The organism is Spirosoma migulaei (assembly GCF_054776855.1).
Genome location: NZ_BAAHBG010000006.1, coordinates 1 through 17866, shown reverse-complemented (window position 1 = coordinate 17866; position 17866 = coordinate 1). Strand labels below are relative to the sequence as shown.

Sequence of the window (17866 nt, the reverse complement as noted above, 5' to 3'; positions counted from 1 at the left end):
ACCGTATGGTTTCGCTCTTTCACCCTTTCGCTCTTTCACTCATTCACTCATTGAACCTATGAACAAAAAAGTCATTCTCATCATTCTCGACGGTTGGGGCATTCCGCTCAAACCCGAAGTGTCGGCTATTGAATCGGCGCACACACCGTTTATGAATTCGTTGTATCCCAAATATCCAAACAGTAAGCTGGAGGCTTCGGGATTAGCGGTTGGTTTACCTGCGGGTCAGATGGGTAACTCCGAAGTAGGGCATATGAACCTCGGTGCCGGTCGGGTTGTCTATCAAGATTTGGTAAAAGTCAATAAAGCGGTTGAAGAGCATACCCTTGATAAAGAGCCTGTATTGGTCGATGCCCTGACGTATGCGAAAGCCAACGGTAAGAAAGTCCATTTTATCGGCTTAGTTTCCGATGGGGGCGTTCATGCGCATATTGAACACGTAAAAGGATTACTATCTATCGCACAAACGTACGGTTTAACGGACGTATTTGTCCACGCTTTCACGGATGGCCGCGATACAGATCCCAAGGGGGGCGTTGGGTATCTAACTGACTTGCAGGCGCATATGACTGCTACAACGGGCCAGATCGCCAGCGTCATCGGTCGTTATTATGCAATGGACCGCGATAATCGCTGGGAACGCGTTAAGGTTGCCTACGATGCGATGGTACGCGGTGAAGGCGAAAAAGTGGCCGCTGCTGATATTACCAAGTCATTGCAGGCGTCGTATGATGCGGGTGTAACGGATGAGTTTATTAAGCCGCTTATCGTTTCCAAGGCCGATGGTTCGCCCGTTGCGGTTATTGAAGATGGCGACGTGGTGCTTTGCTTTAATTTCCGTACCGACCGGGGCCGTGAAATTACGCAGGCATTGACGCAGAAAGATTTTCCAGAACAGGGTATGAAAAAGCTCAATCTGGATTACATCACCATGACCAAATACGACGATGAGTTTGTGGGGGTAAAAGTCATTTTCGACAAAGACAATCTACAAAACACGCTGGGTGAGGTTATTGCTGGAGCAGGCAGGAAGCAGATCCGGATTGCCGAAACCGAGAAATATCCACACGTAACCTTCTTCTTTTCGGGCGGACGCGAAGAGCCGTTCCTGGGTGAAAAGCGGCTTCTCTGCCCCTCACCGAAAGAAATGGTGATCCGTGACGATCGAGGTGTTGAGGTTACCATACCTGTGAAAACCTACGATCAGATTCCCGAAATGGCCGCTTATGATATCCGCAACGCAATTATTCCTGAACTGGAGAAAGAAGAAGTCGACTTCGTTTGCCTGAACTTTGCCAATACCGATATGGTAGGCCATACCGGCGTTTTTTCGGCTGTTGTGAAAGCTGCCGAAACCGCCGATGCCTGTGCTCAGGCCGTTACCGAAACCGCTCTGGCGCATGGGTATACAACCATTATCATTGCCGATCATGGCAACGCCGAATACATGACCAATGAGGATGGTACACCGAATACGGCTCACACAACGAACTTAGTACCGTGTATTTTGGTCGATAAGGATTACCATCCAGCCTTGAACGATGGTAAACTTGCCGATATTGCCCCTACGATTCTGCAATTGATGGGCATACCACAACCAGCCGAAATGGGTGGAGTGAGTTTGATAAAGGAGTAAGTCGTTTCTTGAACTACATAAAAAAGCCGTGCCCGATTTTACCGGACGCGGCTTTTTTATGTAGTCAGGGCCAATCGGAACGCCGAACCGCTCCAGATTGGTCCTGGCTAAAAAGCTTTTACAAAGCAGTTATAGTAGTACAATACCCTATTTGCTCTTTAGGAAAGAGAAACGATAACCCTCGCGGACCTTTACCTAGTATGCAGATTGACCATTCCTTACAACCCACCGATCTATCGGCAAAACTTAACCGCTTCTGGGAACTCTCTGGCCAGAAAATTCACCTGATTGACAAAGACTACGACGTAACGAAAGGTTCGCCAGTTTTCACGGTACAGGGAAAATACACGACCCGGGGCTGGACAGAATGGACGCAGGGATTTCAGTTTGGAGCCGCTATTTTACAGTTCGATGCGACCAATAATACTGACTTTCTGGAAATAGGTCGTCAGAAAACGCTGACTGTCATGGCTCCTCACATTAGCCACATTGGGGTGCATGATCACGGTTTCAACAACGTCAGTACCTACGGGAACCTGCTTCGGCTGATGCGGGAAGGCCGTATTCCAACGAATGAATGGGAAGCTAACTTTTATGAACTGGCGCTAAAAATCTCCGGTGCCGTGCAGGCCAGTCGCTGGACAACGGTTAAAACAGGGGGGTTCATTAGTTCATTCAACGGTTCCCATTCGCTTTTTGTCGATACAATTCGGTCGTGCCGGGCGTTGGTGCTGAGCCATTCGTTGGGACATGTGTTTCAGGGTGAGGGTGATGTGAAGATTAATTTACTGGAACGAGCCTTACACCACATGAAGGCTACCGCCGATTATTCGGTATTCTACGGTTCAGGACGAGATTCGTATGATCTATGGGGACGTACGGCTCATGAAAGTGTTTTCAATATAAAGGATGGTAATTTTCGATGCCCAAATTCACAACAGGGCTATTCGGGCTTTACTACCTGGACGCGCGGATTAGCCTGGGCTATGTGCGGCTTTGCTGAGGAGCTAGAGTGGCTTGCCACTCGGGATGATGCCGAGTTGGAGCCTTTCGGTGGTCGCGATTCTATCGAAGACTTCATGTTGAAAGCGGCTACGGCCACCTGCGACTTTTATATCGAATACACACCCACTGACGGCATTCCTTATTGGGACACAGGAGCACCCAACCTGCATCGCTTAGGTGACTATCTGCATCGGCCCGCCGATCCCTACAATAATTTCGAACCGGTAGATAGCTCGGCCGCAGCTATTGGTGCGCAGGGACTGCTACGGTTGGGGAAATATCTGACCGAAAAAGGCAATGCTGATCCTGGAAAACGCTACTACCAGGCTGGTTTGACGGTTCTCAATACACTTTTTGATGAACCCTACCTCAGCACGAATCCAGCCCATCAGGGCCTGATCCTGCATTCAATTTATCATCAGCCCAACGGTTGGGATTATGTACCAGCGGGAAGTAAAATTGCGAATGGAGAGTCGAGTATGTGGGGCGATTACCACGCTCGCGAAGTAGCCCTCTATTTACAACGGATCATTCGTAACGAGCCGTATTATACTTTTTTCAACCAGATTGCCGGTGATACGGCCCTCCGATAGCACTTATCCAGATGAGTGAAAAATACAAACCCCAGTTTCCCCGCATGGCCCAGCTGAAAACGGCTGCTGATCTGGGAAATTATCTGACAAAAAATGACATCGGGCTACCGTTCGACGACGATTTGTTGCCTGCTGCGGAGAGCCCGTTCAATCGGCCTATTCCACTAAAGTCCGGCCAAACGATTGGTAATAGCCTTTGCATTTTACCTATGGAAGGCTGGGACGGCACCCTTGATGGCCGACCAACCGATTTTACGCGTAACCGCTGGAAGAAATTTGCCATCAGTGGAGCCAAATTATTGTTTGGCTGTGAGGCTGTAGCGGTTTGCCATTCGGGCAAAGCCAACCCGAACCAATTAGTCATGAACGACGAAACGTTTCTTGACTTTGTTGAATTGCGGCAGTTAGTACTCGATGCCCATACCGAATCATTCAGAAAAACTGATGATTTAGTGATTGGCCTTCAGCTAACCCATTCAGGACGTTTTTGTAAGCCCAGGAGCCACAAGGCCTTTGAATCGAAGATTCTATATAGCCATCCGTTTCTGAATAGCAAATTCGGTATGCCGGCTGATTATCCACTGCTCACGGATGAGGAGATCGACCAAATCATCCAGCAGTATATAGATGCCGCTGTACTGGCTCAGAAAGCGGGTTTTGATTTTGTGGATGTAAAACATTGTCACGGCTATCTGGGACATGAGTTCCTGAGTGCGGTAAGTCGGGAAGGGCGTTACGGGGGTTCTTTCGAAAATCGGACACGCTACCTTCGGAACATTGTTGCGGGCATTCGCGAAGCCGCGCCGGGACTGGGAATCGGGATTCGTCTGAGTGCTTTTGATCTACTGCCTTTCAAAAAAGGACCGGCTGGGGCTGGTATTCCGGAGTCTGCCGAAGAATACCCATTTGCGTTTGGTGGAAAATCGAATGGACTAGAGCTTGACCTAACCGAGACAAAAGCGTTGTTGACGCTGGCCGAATCACTTGGGATACAGTTGGTATGCATTACGGGTGGAAGCCCCTATTACAACCCACACTTAATGCGACCGGCCCTGTTTCCGCCCTCGGATGGTTATTTGCCCCCGGAAGACCCACTATTGGGGGTAAAACGACAAATCGACGTCACAAACGAGCTGAAACAGGCATTCCCGGAGTTGGTCATAATTGGCTCGGGCTATTCCTATCTGCAGGAATGGCTTCCGAATGTGGCGCAGTATGTATTGCGCAATGGCATGGCCGATAGCATAGGCTTTGGCCGTATGGTACTGTCGTATCCAACTATGCCCGCCGATATGCTTGAAGGTCGTCCGCTCGTCCGAAACCACATCTGCCGCACGTTTTCGGACTGTACGACAGCGCCACGGAATGGGCTGATTTCGGGGTGCTATCCATTGGATCCACTCTATAAGAAAAGCTCTGAAGCTGAAGAGCTTAAAGCGATAAAAGAAAGCTTGTGAAAAAAGAGGAACACTCGATCCGGCGTACCAGGCCAGTAGCCTTTGTAACAGGAGGTAGTCGTGGCATTGGCTACGGTATTGCCGAACACCTGGCCCATGCTGGATTCGATCTGGCCATTAACGGAGTACGACCAGAAGAAGCCGTTCGTGAGGCATTGGATGCATTGAGAAATCGGGGAAGTGACGTGATTTATTGTCCCGGAGATATTGCATCGGTGCAGGATCGGGCCAGCATGATGCAACGTATTGTAGCCCATTTTGGCCGATTAAACGTATTAGTAAACAACGCGGGTGTAGCCCCAAAAGAACGCCGGGATATTCTGGAGGCTACTGAAGAGAGTTTTCAGTATGTATTGTCGACTAACTTACAAGGGGCTTATTTTCTGACGCAGGCAACCGCTAACTGGATGATTGCTCAACAGAAAGAGCAGGCTGATTTTTGGGGCTGTATCATTAACGTATCGTCGATTTCGGCTACCGTCGCATCGGTTAATCGGGGCGAGTATTGCGTGGCGAAGGCTGGATTAAGTATGGCAACGCAACTGTTTGCCGTTCGGCTCGGCGAGTACAATATTCCGGTTTACGAAGTTCGACCGGGTGTTATTAAAACGGATATGACGGCGGGTGTAACTGCCAAATACGACGCGCTGATTGACAGCGGACTTTGTGTTCAAAAACGATGGGGTTTCCCCGATGATGTAGGCAAAGCGGTTGCCGCGCTCGCTAAAGGAGATTTCCCATACTCAACAGGCCAGATCATCATGGTAGATGGTGGGCTAACCTTGCCAAGGCTTTAATTCGTTTGATGTTTGTAGTTAATAAGAAACGTCCAACTACGAACCTCAAACCTCCAACTTTTTCTAAACCAATTCAAACTCATGGACCCTAAACAAGTTTCCCGGCGTGATGTCCTCAAAGCAGGCGCGGTCGGTTCACTGGCAGCTATCGGGCTGCCAACCTACATTCCGGCGCATGCGTTCGGGGCTAACGACCGTGTTCGAATGGCCGTTATTGGCGTAAATGGCCGGGGTAAAGACCATATTCAAGGATTGTCAAAACAGAAAGATGTCGAAGTGGTCACGCTTTGTGATGTAGACAGCAATGTGCTACAGGAAAGAGCTTCGGAGTTCGAAAAGAAATACAATCGGAAAGTCCAAATGGTGGATGATCTTCGGAAAGTCTATGATGATAAGAATATTGATGCCGTGAGCATTGCCACGCCAAATCACTGGCATGCGCTGGCGGCTATCTGGGCGTGTCAGGCGGGTAAAGATGTGTACGTGGAGAAACCGGGTGCGCATAATTTACATGAAGGACGGAAGCTGGTCGAGGCAGCCCATCAATACAAACGTATTGTGCAGCATGGTGTTCAATTGCGGAGTTCGGTGGCCATTCAGGAAGCCATTAAACACCTGCGCGACGGTCTGATTGGCAAGGTTTACATGGCACGGGGCCTCGTGTATAAGTGGAGACCCGACATCGGTAACAAAGGGCCATCGCCCGTACCGTCCGAATTGAACTGGAATATGTGGCAGGGACCCGCGCAAACAAAAGAGTTCAGTAAAAACTACGTTCACTACAATTGGCACTGGTTCTGGGATTATGGTAATGGCGACATTGGTAACCAGGGTATCCACGAAACCGATCTTTGCATGTGGGGTTTGGATGTAGGCTTGCCTGAAGAAATCACCTCAGCGGGTGGCAAGTTTCTTTGGAACGACTGTAAGGAAACGCCGGAAACGCTCACCTCAATTTACAAATACCCATCGCAGGGGAAAGTGATTCAGTTTGAAGTTCGTCCCTGGATGACCAACAAAGAAGATGGTGTTGAAATTGGTAACCTGTTCTACGGCGACAAAGGGTATATGGTGATCAATGGGTATGATGATTATAAAACCTTTTTAGGTAAAGAACGGACACCTGGCCCGGCCCGTAAAGAAGGAGGAGATCATTACGCCAACTTTATTGAAGCTGTTCGGGCACGGGATACCTCGAAGCAGAACGGGCCGGTTGAAACCGCCCACCTGGCATCGGGTATTGCGCATCTTGGTAATATCTCGTACCGCTTGGGCCGTACCCTCCATTTCGACCCTAAAAACGAAGTGTTCACCGGCGATAAAGAGGCCAACCAGATGCTTACCCGCAAATACCGCGCTCCGTTTGTCGTACCGGAGAAGGTGTAAGTACAACTGTCTTGATAAAAACCTATGAGGTCTCCAAGACCTTATAGGTTTGACCTGCCCTCAATCTTAACTTAATCAATGAAGCCAATCCTTACGCCTGAAACAAGCCCGGCCAATCGCTCAACAATCTCCCAACTGTTGCAAATACCGGTGCTGGTAGCCGCCCTCGGGTATCTGGTAGATATGTACGACCTGTTTTTGTTCAGCGTGGTACGCGTACCCAGTCTTAAAGCATTAGCGGTAGAGGGAGATCGGTTACTAAGCGAAGGTCTTTTCCTGCTCAATGTGCAGATGGCTGGTATGCTGATTGGGGGTATTTTCTGGGGAATCTTAGGCGATAAAAAAGGCCGCCTTTCTGTGCTCTTTGGCTCTATTCTGCTGTATTCACTGGCCAACATTGCCAATGGCTTTGTCACGTCACTGGATCAGTACGCGCTCCTACGCTTTATTGCTGGAGTAGGATTAGCGGGCGAATTAGGAGCTGGTATTACCCTGGTAACCGAAATTCTTCCCAAGCAGATTCGTGGGTATGGTACTACACTCGTGGCTACCATGGGCGTACTAGGTGCGATTCTGGCTTACTTTATGGCCGATCTATTCGATTGGCGGATCTCCTATTTTATTGGAGGTGGTCTAGGGCTACTACTGCTTGTATTGCGGGTAAATGTTTTGGAGTCGGGTATGTTTGTGAAAACCAAACAGCGGGTAATTACTCGGGGTAGTATACAAATGCTCGTATCCGATAAGGGCCGACTAACCAAGTACGTTCAGTGTATTCTGGTTGGGTTACCCATCTGGTTTGTTGTTGGCATTCTGATTACCTTCTCCCCTGAATTTGGGAAAGCACTTGGCCTGAGCGCGCCCGTTGTGGCAGGCAAAGCAGTCATGTTAACCTTCTCCGGGCAGGTGTTGGGCGATATCGTAAGCGGATTTATGAGCCAGTACCTTAAAAGCCGGAAGCAGGTTATCCGGCTGTTTATGCTGCTCTCGCTGGTGTTTATGTTCGTGTATTTACTAGTTCCCGTGCACGACATTACGCTCTTTTATGTCGTCTGTGTTTGCCTTGGATTCGCTAATGGGTACTGGACGTTGTTCGTAACAATTGCGGCTGAGTTATTCGGGACCAATCTTCGGGCTACCGTGGCAACCACAATCCCAAACTTTGTACGGGGAGCTACCATTCCATTGAGTGCACTTTTTACGCTTCTGAAACCTTCGCTGGGAACGATCTACAGCGCATTAACGGTAGGCGTTATAACATTGATTGTGGCGCTGATTGCCTTAAACTTTCTGGATGAGACGTTTAAGAAGGATTTGGATTACGTTGAAGAGGAATAGAACGCAGATGCCGCGGATGTGGCTGATTTACACAGATTTTTTTGTCAGCGTAAATCAGCCACATCCGTGGCATCTGCGTTCTATTTAGTTTACATATCAAACAGCAGTCGGGCAGGATCTTCCAGAATCTGCTTCACCCGAACCAGGAAGCTAACCGATTCCTTACCATCAATGATGCGGTGATCGTACGACAAAGCCACATACATAATTGGCCGAACCACAATCTCGCCATTAACGACGACAGCCCGCTCAACGATGTTGTGCATCCCTAAGATAGCCGACTGTGGCGCGTTGATGATTGGTGTCGACAGCATCGACCCGAATGTACCACCATTGGTGATCGTGAACGTGCCACCAGTCATTTGGTCGATGGTCAGTTTGTTGTCGCGGGCCAGACCAGCCAACCGAACGATTTCCTTTTCAATACCGGCAAAACTTAACTGCTCGGCATTCCGAATAACGGGAACTACTAAGCCCCGATCCGTTGAAACGGCAATCGAAATGTCGCAGAAATCGTTGAAAATCATCTGGTCACCGTCGATCTGAGCGTTTACCGCCGGGAAATCTTTTAGCGCAACACAAACGGCTTTCGTGAAGAAGGACATGAAGCCAAGACCAACGCCGTTTTTCTCCTTGAATTTATCTTTGTATTTGTTCCGCAGGTCCATAACCGGCTTCATGTCTACCTCATTGAAGGTAGTCAGCATGGCCGTTTCATTTTTAACGGCAACTAACCGGCGGGCAATTGTCCGACGTAGTGACGTCATTTTCTCCCGGCGCTGGTTACGACTTCCGGCAACAACAGGTGTCGGCGCTGGCGCTGGTGCTGCGGGTTTAGGCGCAGCTGGTTGGGGGGTTGGAGTAGCCTGCGGTGGGGTCGCTGGTTGCGCTGGAGCAGGCGATGCTTTCATGGCATCCTCCTTCGTCACGCGTCCGCCTACACCGCTACCTTGAACTTGTTGAGCGTTGACGCCTTTTTCGTCCAGGATTTTAGCTGCGGCTGGCGATGGGTAATGAGCCGCGTAGCCGTTCTGTCCGTTCGACGCTTCTGGCGTGGCTACAGTTGCCGCTGGTTGAGGAGCAGGTGTAGTTGCTGGAGCTGAGGGAGCGGGTGTTCCTGCTCCTACTTCTATTTTGGCAATTAGAGCACCAATGGGTAGCGTTTCGCCAGCCTGAGCCACAATGCGGAGTATTCCGGCGGCTTCGGCGGGAAGCTCAAAGGTTGCTTTATCGGATTCGAGTTCGCACAACACTTCGTCGAGTGCGACCTGATCACCATCTTTTTTGCTCCACGAAGCAATCGTAACTTCCGTAACCGACTCACCAACAGCCGGAACTTTCATTTCGACAACGCTGGAAGCACTGTTTGCCGGGGCTGCTACGGGTTCAGCTACGGCTGCTGGAGCTGCCTGTTCGGCAGGTTTAGGTGTTTCGGCTTTTGCTGGTTCGGCCGCTGGAGCTGGCGCAGGGGCGCTACCTCCATCATCAATTGTACAGATGCTGGCACCAATAGGGAGTACATCACCCTCCTGTGCCAGAATATGCAGAACACCATCCGCTTCGGCCGTTAATTCAAACGTAGCCTTGTCGGAATCGAGTCCACAAAGAACATCATCCATTTTTACGTGATCACCTTCTTTCTTGTACCAGGTGCCAACGGTTACTTCGGTAATGGATTCCCCCACGGGAGGAATTTTCATGTCAACGGCCATTCTTCTGTAGTTTGTAGTTCGTAGTTTGAGGTTTGCTGTTTGCTGATGCTTCTAAAAACAACTACGAACGTCAAACCTCAAACGTCTTGTTATTCAAACGCTCTCCGAACGATGTCGGCTTGTTCCTGAGTATGTATTTTGGGGTAACCAGTTGCAGGTGACGCAGCCGCTTTACGGGAGATGATGGGCCAATTTAAGCCAATTCGTAACAGATAGGTCCAGTAGCCCATATTTTCAGGCTCTTCCTGAACCCAGAATAGCTCCGCTTTTTTGTACTTGGCTAATACCGCATCCAGTTGCGTTTTAGAGAGAGGGGCTAGTTGCTCCAGGCGAACAATTGCCACATCATCACGCTTGTCTGTCTGCTGTTTTTCAAGCAAATCATAATACACCTTACCGGTACATAGCAATACCCGTTTCACTTTTTTCGCCTGTGCATAGCTGTCGTCAATGATTTCCTGAAACGAGCCTTGGGTAAGGTCTTCCAGTGGAGAAACACATTTTGGATGGCGTAGCAATGACTTTGGCGACATAACAACCAGCGGCTTTCGGAAGCCCCATGCCAACTGACGACGCATAATGTGGAATAAATTGGCAGGTGTACTCACGTTAGCTACCACCATATTATAATCGGCATATAACTGCAAATACCGTTCAGGGCGTGCATTGGAGTGCTCTGGTCCCTGGCCTTCGTAGCCATGAGGAAGCAACAGCGTTACGCCATTCTGGATACCCCATTTCGATTCACCAGCGGCAATAAACTGGTCAATAATCAATTGGGCACCGTTGGAAAAGTCGCCAAACTGTGCTTCCCAGATAACCAGCGCATGTGGGTTAGCCATAGCATAGCCATACTCAAAACCGAGTACGCCATATTCCGAAAGCAACGAGTTATAGACCTGAAAATTTTGCTGCCCATCCTGGATAAAATCGAGTGACGAGTAGGACTCGTTCGTTTCTGAATCATGAAGTACCGCATGCCGGTGTGAGAATGTGCCACGTTGAACATCCTGACCACTCAACCGAACCGGTTTGCCATCGAGCAGCAATGATCCATATGCCAATAACTCAGCCGTACCCCAGTTCACCAGTTTGGTATCGGTGATCATGGTTTGCCGGTCTTTCAGCAACTTGTCAATTTGCTTCAGTGGCTTGAAACCTTCCGGTGTTTTAACCAGCGCTTTACCAATGGTTTGCAGCACCTCCGCTGAAACCCCCGTTTCCGGCGATTTCTCAAAGTCCTTAGGTTCACTAAAGCGAAGTTCAGCCCAGTCGAGATCTAAGCGAAGCGGCTTGTAGGGGATTTCGGCTTTCTGCTTTACGCGGTCGAGTCGATCCTGTAGCTGCTTCTTGAATTCGGTATCCATGCGTTGCGCCAGTTCGGCGTCTACATCGCCCCGTTTGATAAGGAGTTCTTTGTAGATTTCGCGCGGATTCTGATGCTTTTCGATGATGTTGTACATCGTTGGCTGTGTAAACTTCGGCTCATCGGCTTCGTTGTGGCCATAGCGTCGGTAGCAAACCATGTCGATGAATACATCCCGATTAAATTTCTCGCGGAATTCAACGGCTAGTTTAGCGCAGAAAATAACTGCTTCAGGATCATCGCCATTCACGTGGAAAATGGGGGCATCAACGATCTTGGCTACATCAGAGCAGTAAATTGATGAGCGGGCATCTTCGAAATCGGTGGTAAAGCCGATCTGGTTATTAATCACGAAATGGACAGTACCGCCGGTTTGATAACCCGCCAGCTTGGCCATCTGGGTTACTTCATATACAATACCCTGACCCGCCACAGCGGCATCGCCGTGAATCAGGATCGGCATTATTTTCGTGAAATCACCTTTATATTCTTCATCAGCCTGCGCTCGAACAAAGCCTTCAACTACCGGGTTCACCGCTTCTAAGTGCGATGGGTTGGGAGCCAGCTTTACACTAATCTGTTTGCCCGATTTGGTTTCGGTTAAACTCGAATAGCCAAGGTGATATTTAACGTCGCCGTCGCCATGAACCTGCTCAGGTACATTGCCTTCAAAGCCATCGAAGATCGACTCGTATGATTTGCCAAGGATGTTTGCTAATACATTCAAACGGCCCCGGTGTGCCATCCCAATCATTACTTCTTCAACCCCCATGTCGGCGGCCTGACTAATGATCGTATCCAGAGCGGGAATAGTTACTTCACCTCCTTCGAGCGAAAAACGCTTCTGGCCCAGGTACTTGGTGGCGAGAAAGTTCTCAAAAACGGTAGCTTCGTTCAGTTTTTCGAGAATACGCTTTTTCTCGTCGAGCGATGGTTCAAAAACGAGCGCTTCTTTTTCGATTTTGTTCCGTAGCCAGTTCTTTACATCCAGCTCGCGGATGTACATATACTCGAAACCAATCTCACCTGCATAAATTTTTCGCAATGAATCCATAATGACTCGTAGCGTAGCAGGTCCGATACCGAGTAATTTACCTGATTCAAACACGGTATCTAAATCAGCATCCGAAAGCGCGTAGTCGGGCAGGTCAACGCGGGGTTGCCGATCTTTGCGGGCTTTAAGCGGATTCGTTTTAGCCAATAGGTGGCCACGTGAGCGGTAGGCTTTAATCAAACTGGCAACCGAAACTTCTTTTTCGGCATGAGTAGCGTCTACCGGTTTGCTGCCTGTAGCCTGCCCGTTTCCATTGGCTGAGGCTCCATTTGGCGTAGCAGTGGAAGCTTTGCCATTGGTTTTTTCGCCATATGTCAGCGAAAACTCAAATCCTTTAAAAAATTGTTGCCAGCTTTCATCAACAGATTGCGGGTCTTGCTTATAAGCCTGGTAGAGTTGATCTACGTAAGCCGCGTCGGAATTGGCGATATAGGAGTACTGATCCATGACGGGGAACTCGTCGTTGTTTTTGACTTACAAAGGTAGCGTATCAGTTACAGAGTTGGCCCAAAATTTATTGTTTTTATCCTACTGATCGCTGATAGCCTCTTCTTTATCTATACAACAACTAATTTTTAATTTTTATTACAACTAGTACTGCTGCAAAATAGTAGCCAGAATGCATTTTTTCGTTTGCCAGCGCAACAGATTTATAGAGTTAATGCTAATAAACAGCGAACCAATTAAATGGCTATCTTCTGTCGGTAAGCCGCCAGCGGGTTGACGGATGTAGGGTTGTACTCATAGCGAGATTGATTATGGGTAACTCACCTCCTGCGAGTTAAAAATTATGCTCCTAGTTGCGTAAATTTTCCATTACTGTATGGTCAACATAATGCGCCTGGTGCAAGTCGACCGTTATAGCCTGTCCAGTTTACTGAGGAATAGCGTCTAATTGCTTTTTAATGGATATGTAGTTTGTGAAAACAGCTGCACTATTAATGGTCAGCGTATGGTGGTTTTCTTTTGATACTAATTTCTGATCGGGATTGGACAGGTAGTTAAACGGTAAGCCAAGTACAACCTGAGTAATAAATTCGGGGAGGATTCTTACGCCAATACCAATGAGCAGATCGGCTATCTCTAAAGAATAATTTTTTGGGCTATTAGCAAAGATCGACCTTATGGCGATTTTGTCATTTGATGCCATTTTATACGCACCACAACGTTTGGAGAGATTCCCGATAGTTCAGTGTAATGGGATATTACACCATATACTGTCGGCTTCTGATGGATGGCTGTGTATATTTGACGATAAATCGTGTCCCGAAACCTACTTATGACCGTTGGTCCCGACGCTACGCATCAGTCCCCCTCGTCCTCAACTCACCGATGGCAACGTGCACTAGGCATTCGGCCGGAGGAAGGTAGAACGGTGGGGTTATTTTTTATCCACAATTTTCTGTTAGGCATTGGTACCATTCTGATTTATGTGGCGGCCAATGCCATTCTACTTGAAAATCATCCTGAAACCAGTCTGCCTGTTGCCTATGTGGTTGCCGCTTTAGCTATGATTGGGGTTGGCCGGATATATGCTTATTTCGAGCATCATCTGGCACTGCGTAGTTTGGCTGTTCGGGTGCTACTATCGGCTGTTGTGATGACGGTGGTAGTAGGGGTGTTGGTTATTGTGGGCCATTCTGTAGCAGCCGCGGTAGCTATCATGACGGGCTACCGAATCATCTACCTGCTTACTAATCTTGAGTTTTGGGGCGTATCGGCGGTTGTATTCGATACGCGGCAGAGTAAGCGACTGTTTGGCGTAATCAGCTCAGGAGATATGCCCGCCAAAGCACTTGGCGCTATTCTGGCCGCTCTAGTTCATGCGCATGCGGACGTTCTACGGTTATTGCTGGTGGCATTCGGGGCATTTCTGGCCGCACTGTATGTGGTACAACTAACGATTCAGTCGCACGATGTACATGCTCCTCAACGTTCAGACCGGGCAGTTGGCCGGGAACCTTCGCGATTGATTGGCAAGCGATTTGGTGGCAGTGAGTTGATTTTTTATATGTGCTTGAGCCTGGCCGTGCTGGCAGCCGTAGCGACCGAGATTGAATACAACTTCTTTATCAACGTAAAACACCGATTTCATGATCAAACCGATGTTATTCGGTATGTGAGTTACGTACTGGCTCTGACGTATGGGGTGGCTATGCTGGCTAAACTGCTCTTGTCCAGGCAAGTACTCGATAAATTTGGCGTACAACGCTCCTTGCTGGTTCTTCCCTGGGTAGCGCTGATAGGCTTGGCCGGACTCATCGTTCTGCACTATGTTGCTACCAGTGAAACCGCGTTACTGATCTATTTCTGTGGCCTCTATCTGGTTTTTGAAGTAGTTCGTCGGGCGTTATTCGATCCTGTATTTCTTGTGTTATTTCAACCTTTATTGCCCCCACAGCGGCTGAAAGGCCATACGCTGGCGAAGGGGTTGTATGAGCCGATTGGCCTGGGATTGGCGGGTCTGCTGATTTTTGTTTTCCATACAACACTGGAATCTGGCGGAGCACTGGTTTGGCTTGGTTTGTTGATTGGCGCTATCTGGTTGTTACGTCATACCTACAAGCGGTATTTACATGAACTTAATGACGCCATTGGTCGCCGGTTTCTGGAAAGTGACCAGCTCGCTATGCCAACCGTTGCCCAGGCGAGTCTTATTCGTCAATTGCAGAGTGCTAATGCGGAAGAGGTACTTATGGCTATTGGCTGGCTTGATGCTCATAATCCGGCGGAGTTGACCCCAAGAGTGCCTTCTCTACTAACCCATACCAACGCTAATGTTCGTAGACGAACGCTGGCAACTATCTCGCACATCAATCGGCCAGTGCCAATTCAACAGTTAATGCATATTGCTCTGGCTGATTCAGAACCGGCTTTGCGTCAACAGGCAGCTTATTTGTTAGGCCGTCGGATTACTGTTGAACCCTCAGAACTGGCCCCACTTATTAATCATACAGATCTGAGTATCCGGCAGGGTGCTATTAGAGGTGTTCTGGAGTTGAATCCACATGATGCTGCTGCTCAGGCGAGCCTGAAGCAACTAGCCAATGACAAAGACCCTGCCCACCAGCAAATAGCGTTACATCTGATTGCAACACTACATCTGAATGATTTTGCGTCCATCGTAAACGAGCGACTTACTAGCTCGACAATTGATGTTAAGAAGGCAGCTATCGCAGCGGCTGGCCGTCTTTCCAATGAGGGGTTGACCCAGTATTTGCTGAGTAACCTGACTGATGAAACTATCGGCCGGGCAGTGGTTCAGTCGTTGAAAGCACGTGGACCTGAACTAATTCCGTTAGTACGGCAGATTCGACGTTCAGCTACAGATCGGCTGGTTCTGGAGCGGATAGCCGCCATTTGTGGTGCTATTTATTCGCCCGACAGCCGACAGCTTCTGAATGAATTGGCTCAATTACCAGATCTGATGGTGCGGAGTGCAGCCTTACGTGCGTTGCGTCGTTTTCCTAACGAACCGGCGGATGACTCGATATTTCGTGCGCTTATGCAGGAAGAAGTACTGCTGGCCCAACGACTCATGCAGGCGAGCCTGACCGAAGTTGATCTTACAGAAACCCTTGATTATGAGTTAGCGGTATTACTGCAGCGGCTGTTTGATATTTTAACGCAACTATATGATTCAGATACGATTGCAGGGGCACGTATGGGAATAAGCCACCCCGCTCGTGAACGTCGGGCCAATGCGCTTGAAATGCTCGATAATCTGATCCCAAGAGCTACTTACCAAACGTTGCAAGTATTAGTTGATGATCTGCCTAGGTCCGAAAAAGTTCGTATCCTTGCTACAGAACTTGGCACGTTTACTGATTCTGAGCCTATTCGGGCGTTTATTTTACGAATGGGAGAGCCTGTTTTTTCGGCCTGGACAGTTAGTGTTGTTGTACGAAGTTTAGCTCCTGCTGAAGCATCAATTGCACTTCAATCGTTAGCGTCTCGTTTTTCCGCCCTATCTCCTTTGCTTATGAGTGACTCAAGCCATTCGACCGACCAGATTGCAGCCTATGATCGGGTATTGCTGCTATCGCAAACCAGCCTGTTTTCGCAAACGCCCGAAAATGTATTGGCCAGTATTACGCCAATTATGAAAGAAGAGCAGCATACTGCCGGTGAACCCATTTTTCATAAGGGGGATCTTGGCTCGGGTATGTACGTGATTTACTCGGGCGAGGTAGTAATTCTGGATGGAGACACAGAACTGGCTCGTTTTGGGCGGGGTGATTTTTTTGGCGAACTAGCCTTACTGGATACGGAAGCCCGTTCGGCAACGGCCGAAGCCATTACTGATATTCGATTATTGCGGATTGATCAGGACGATTTCTTTGACCTGATGGAAGAACGGGGTGAAGTGCTTCGCAGCATTGTACGAAGTTTATCGGGTCGGATTCGTCGGCAGAATGAGCTGATCGCTCGTCAATCGGCCAACACTAAATAAAAGCAGGTATGAACTGGTCGGATGGAGAATCGTACATAGCTATTGGTATTGCTGCTGGCCTCATGCGCTACTTCCGGAGATTCCTGGAGACGGAAAAACGGCTACCCCACTGGGATAGGTATCTAAAGCAGGTATGGCTTGCGGGTTTAATTCTGATGGGACTTGGGGGAATATTTCCAGATCCCTGGTTAATCTGGTTTGAGCTGATCATAATTTTTGCCATTGTCTATACTATTTCGCAACTATATGAATTCCGGCCCGCCCGAACGTTACTACTGGCGTTAGCACCTTATGCCTTTATCCTCGTCGTTAAAGACTTATTGGAGCATTTAGCTCCAAAATTCTATAAGGCCAATGATGACTACATTGACGCAACCTCTACGTTCGCAATCATCTGGTTGATTACGTTTGTCGTCATTGCCAATAATCAGAAAAAGTCGCTGGCCAAAGCGCAGCTGGAACATGAGAAGGAGCTCGAAAAACGGCGGATCATCGAAGCAAAAAAGAATGAACTCGAATTCCTGGTTGCCGAGCGAACTGCCGAGATCACGCGTCAGAAAGAAGAACTGGAGCAAACAGTTACCGAGCTAAAAGCCACTCAGAGTCAGTTAGTTCAAAGCGAGAAAATGGCTTCGTTAGGTGAACTCACGGCTGGTATCGCTCACGAAATCCAAAACCCACTCAACTTCGTTAACAATTTCTCCGAAGTGAGTATTGAACTCATTGACGAACTGACCGAAGAACAGGCCAAAGCCGACCGAGATCACGAACTGGAAGCGGAATTATTGACTGACCTGAAGCAGAACTTACAGAAAATTAACCATCACGGCGGTCGGGCATCATCTATTGTGAAAGGTATGCTACAACACTCGCGCGCCAGTAACGGTCAGCGGGAACTGACCGATCTGAATGCGCTGGCTGATGAATACCTACGGCTGGCTTACCACGGCTTGCGGGCTAAAGACAAGACCTTCAACGCCGTATTGAAGACGGACTTTGATGCATCCTTGGGTCAGATCAGTATGATTCCCCAGGATATTGGCCGGGTATTGCTGAATCTGTTCACCAA

General features: G+C 48.7%; 11 protein-coding genes. 8 read left to right on the top strand and 3 right to left on the bottom strand.

What is annotated here, in order from left to right:
- The first annotated feature begins 58 nt into the window (after positions 1-58).
- The 6 genes from gpmI to ACYVGO_RS08190 all read left to right on the top strand — a co-directional run bounded on the left by gpmI (position 59) and on the right by ACYVGO_RS08190 (position 8212).
- A complete protein-coding gene (gene gpmI, locus ACYVGO_RS08215; RefSeq protein WP_460968860.1) occupies positions 59-1636 on the top strand; it encodes a 2,3-bisphosphoglycerate-independent phosphoglycerate mutase in 1578 nt (525 codons plus the stop codon).
- Between the two features lie 200 nt (positions 1637-1836).
- Positions 1837-3234, top strand: a complete 1398-nt coding sequence (locus ACYVGO_RS08210) for a glycosyl hydrolase (protein WP_460968859.1) — start codon at positions 1837-1839, stop codon at positions 3232-3234.
- 11 nt (positions 3235-3245) lie between these two features.
- On the top strand, positions 3246-4691 hold the full coding sequence (locus ACYVGO_RS08205; protein WP_460968858.1) for an oxidoreductase: 1446 nt from the start codon (positions 3246-3248) through the stop codon (positions 4689-4691).
- Complete coding sequence (locus tag ACYVGO_RS08200) at positions 4688-5488, top strand: 3-ketoacyl-ACP reductase (RefSeq protein WP_246859355.1); 801 nt, start codon at positions 4688-4690, stop codon at positions 5486-5488. Before ACYVGO_RS08205 ends, ACYVGO_RS08200 begins: the two co-directional genes overlap by 4 nt.
- A gap of 81 nt (positions 5489-5569) precedes the next feature.
- Positions 5570-6874 carry a Gfo/Idh/MocA family oxidoreductase gene (locus ACYVGO_RS08195; protein ID WP_142776221.1) on the top strand — a complete coding sequence of 435 codons (1305 nt, stop codon included), beginning with the start codon at positions 5570-5572 and terminating at the stop codon, positions 6872-6874.
- A gap of 78 nt (positions 6875-6952) precedes the next feature.
- Positions 6953-8212: an MFS transporter gene (locus ACYVGO_RS08190; RefSeq protein ID WP_460968857.1), complete on the top strand. Its 1260-nt coding sequence runs from the start codon at positions 6953-6955 to the stop codon at positions 8210-8212.
- Positions 8213-8301: 89 nt separating this feature from the next.
- Here the strand turns inward: ACYVGO_RS08190 and odhB are convergent, their stop codons facing one another.
- From odhB to ACYVGO_RS08175, 3 genes are all read right to left on the bottom strand, one after another.
- Positions 8302-9924 (bottom strand): 2-oxoglutarate dehydrogenase complex dihydrolipoyllysine-residue succinyltransferase, encoded by a 1623-nt coding sequence (gene odhB, locus ACYVGO_RS08185; protein WP_460968856.1) that lies wholly within the window; start codon positions 9922-9924, stop codon positions 8302-8304.
- 89 nt (positions 9925-10013) lie between these two features.
- On the bottom strand, positions 10014-12791 hold the full coding sequence (locus ACYVGO_RS08180) for a 2-oxoglutarate dehydrogenase E1 component (protein ID WP_142776218.1): 2778 nt from the start codon (positions 12789-12791) through the stop codon (positions 10014-10016).
- 427 nt (positions 12792-13218) lie between these two features.
- Positions 13219-13494 carry a hypothetical protein gene (locus ACYVGO_RS08175; RefSeq protein WP_460968855.1) on the bottom strand — a complete coding sequence of 92 codons (276 nt, stop codon included), beginning with the start codon at positions 13492-13494 and terminating at the stop codon, positions 13219-13221.
- 111 nt (positions 13495-13605) lie between these two features.
- Between ACYVGO_RS08175 and ACYVGO_RS08170 the strand changes: the two genes are divergently transcribed.
- Together ACYVGO_RS08170 and ACYVGO_RS08165 are read left to right on the top strand one after the other, a co-directional pair.
- Entirely contained in the window at positions 13606-16797 is a 3192-nt protein-coding gene (locus ACYVGO_RS08170; protein WP_460968854.1) for a cyclic nucleotide-binding domain-containing protein, read from the top strand.
- A gap of 8 nt (positions 16798-16805) precedes the next feature.
- Positions 16806-17866 (top strand): histidine kinase dimerization/phospho-acceptor domain-containing protein (locus ACYVGO_RS08165; RefSeq protein WP_460968853.1); only part of this gene is annotated, 1061 nt, incomplete at its 3' end.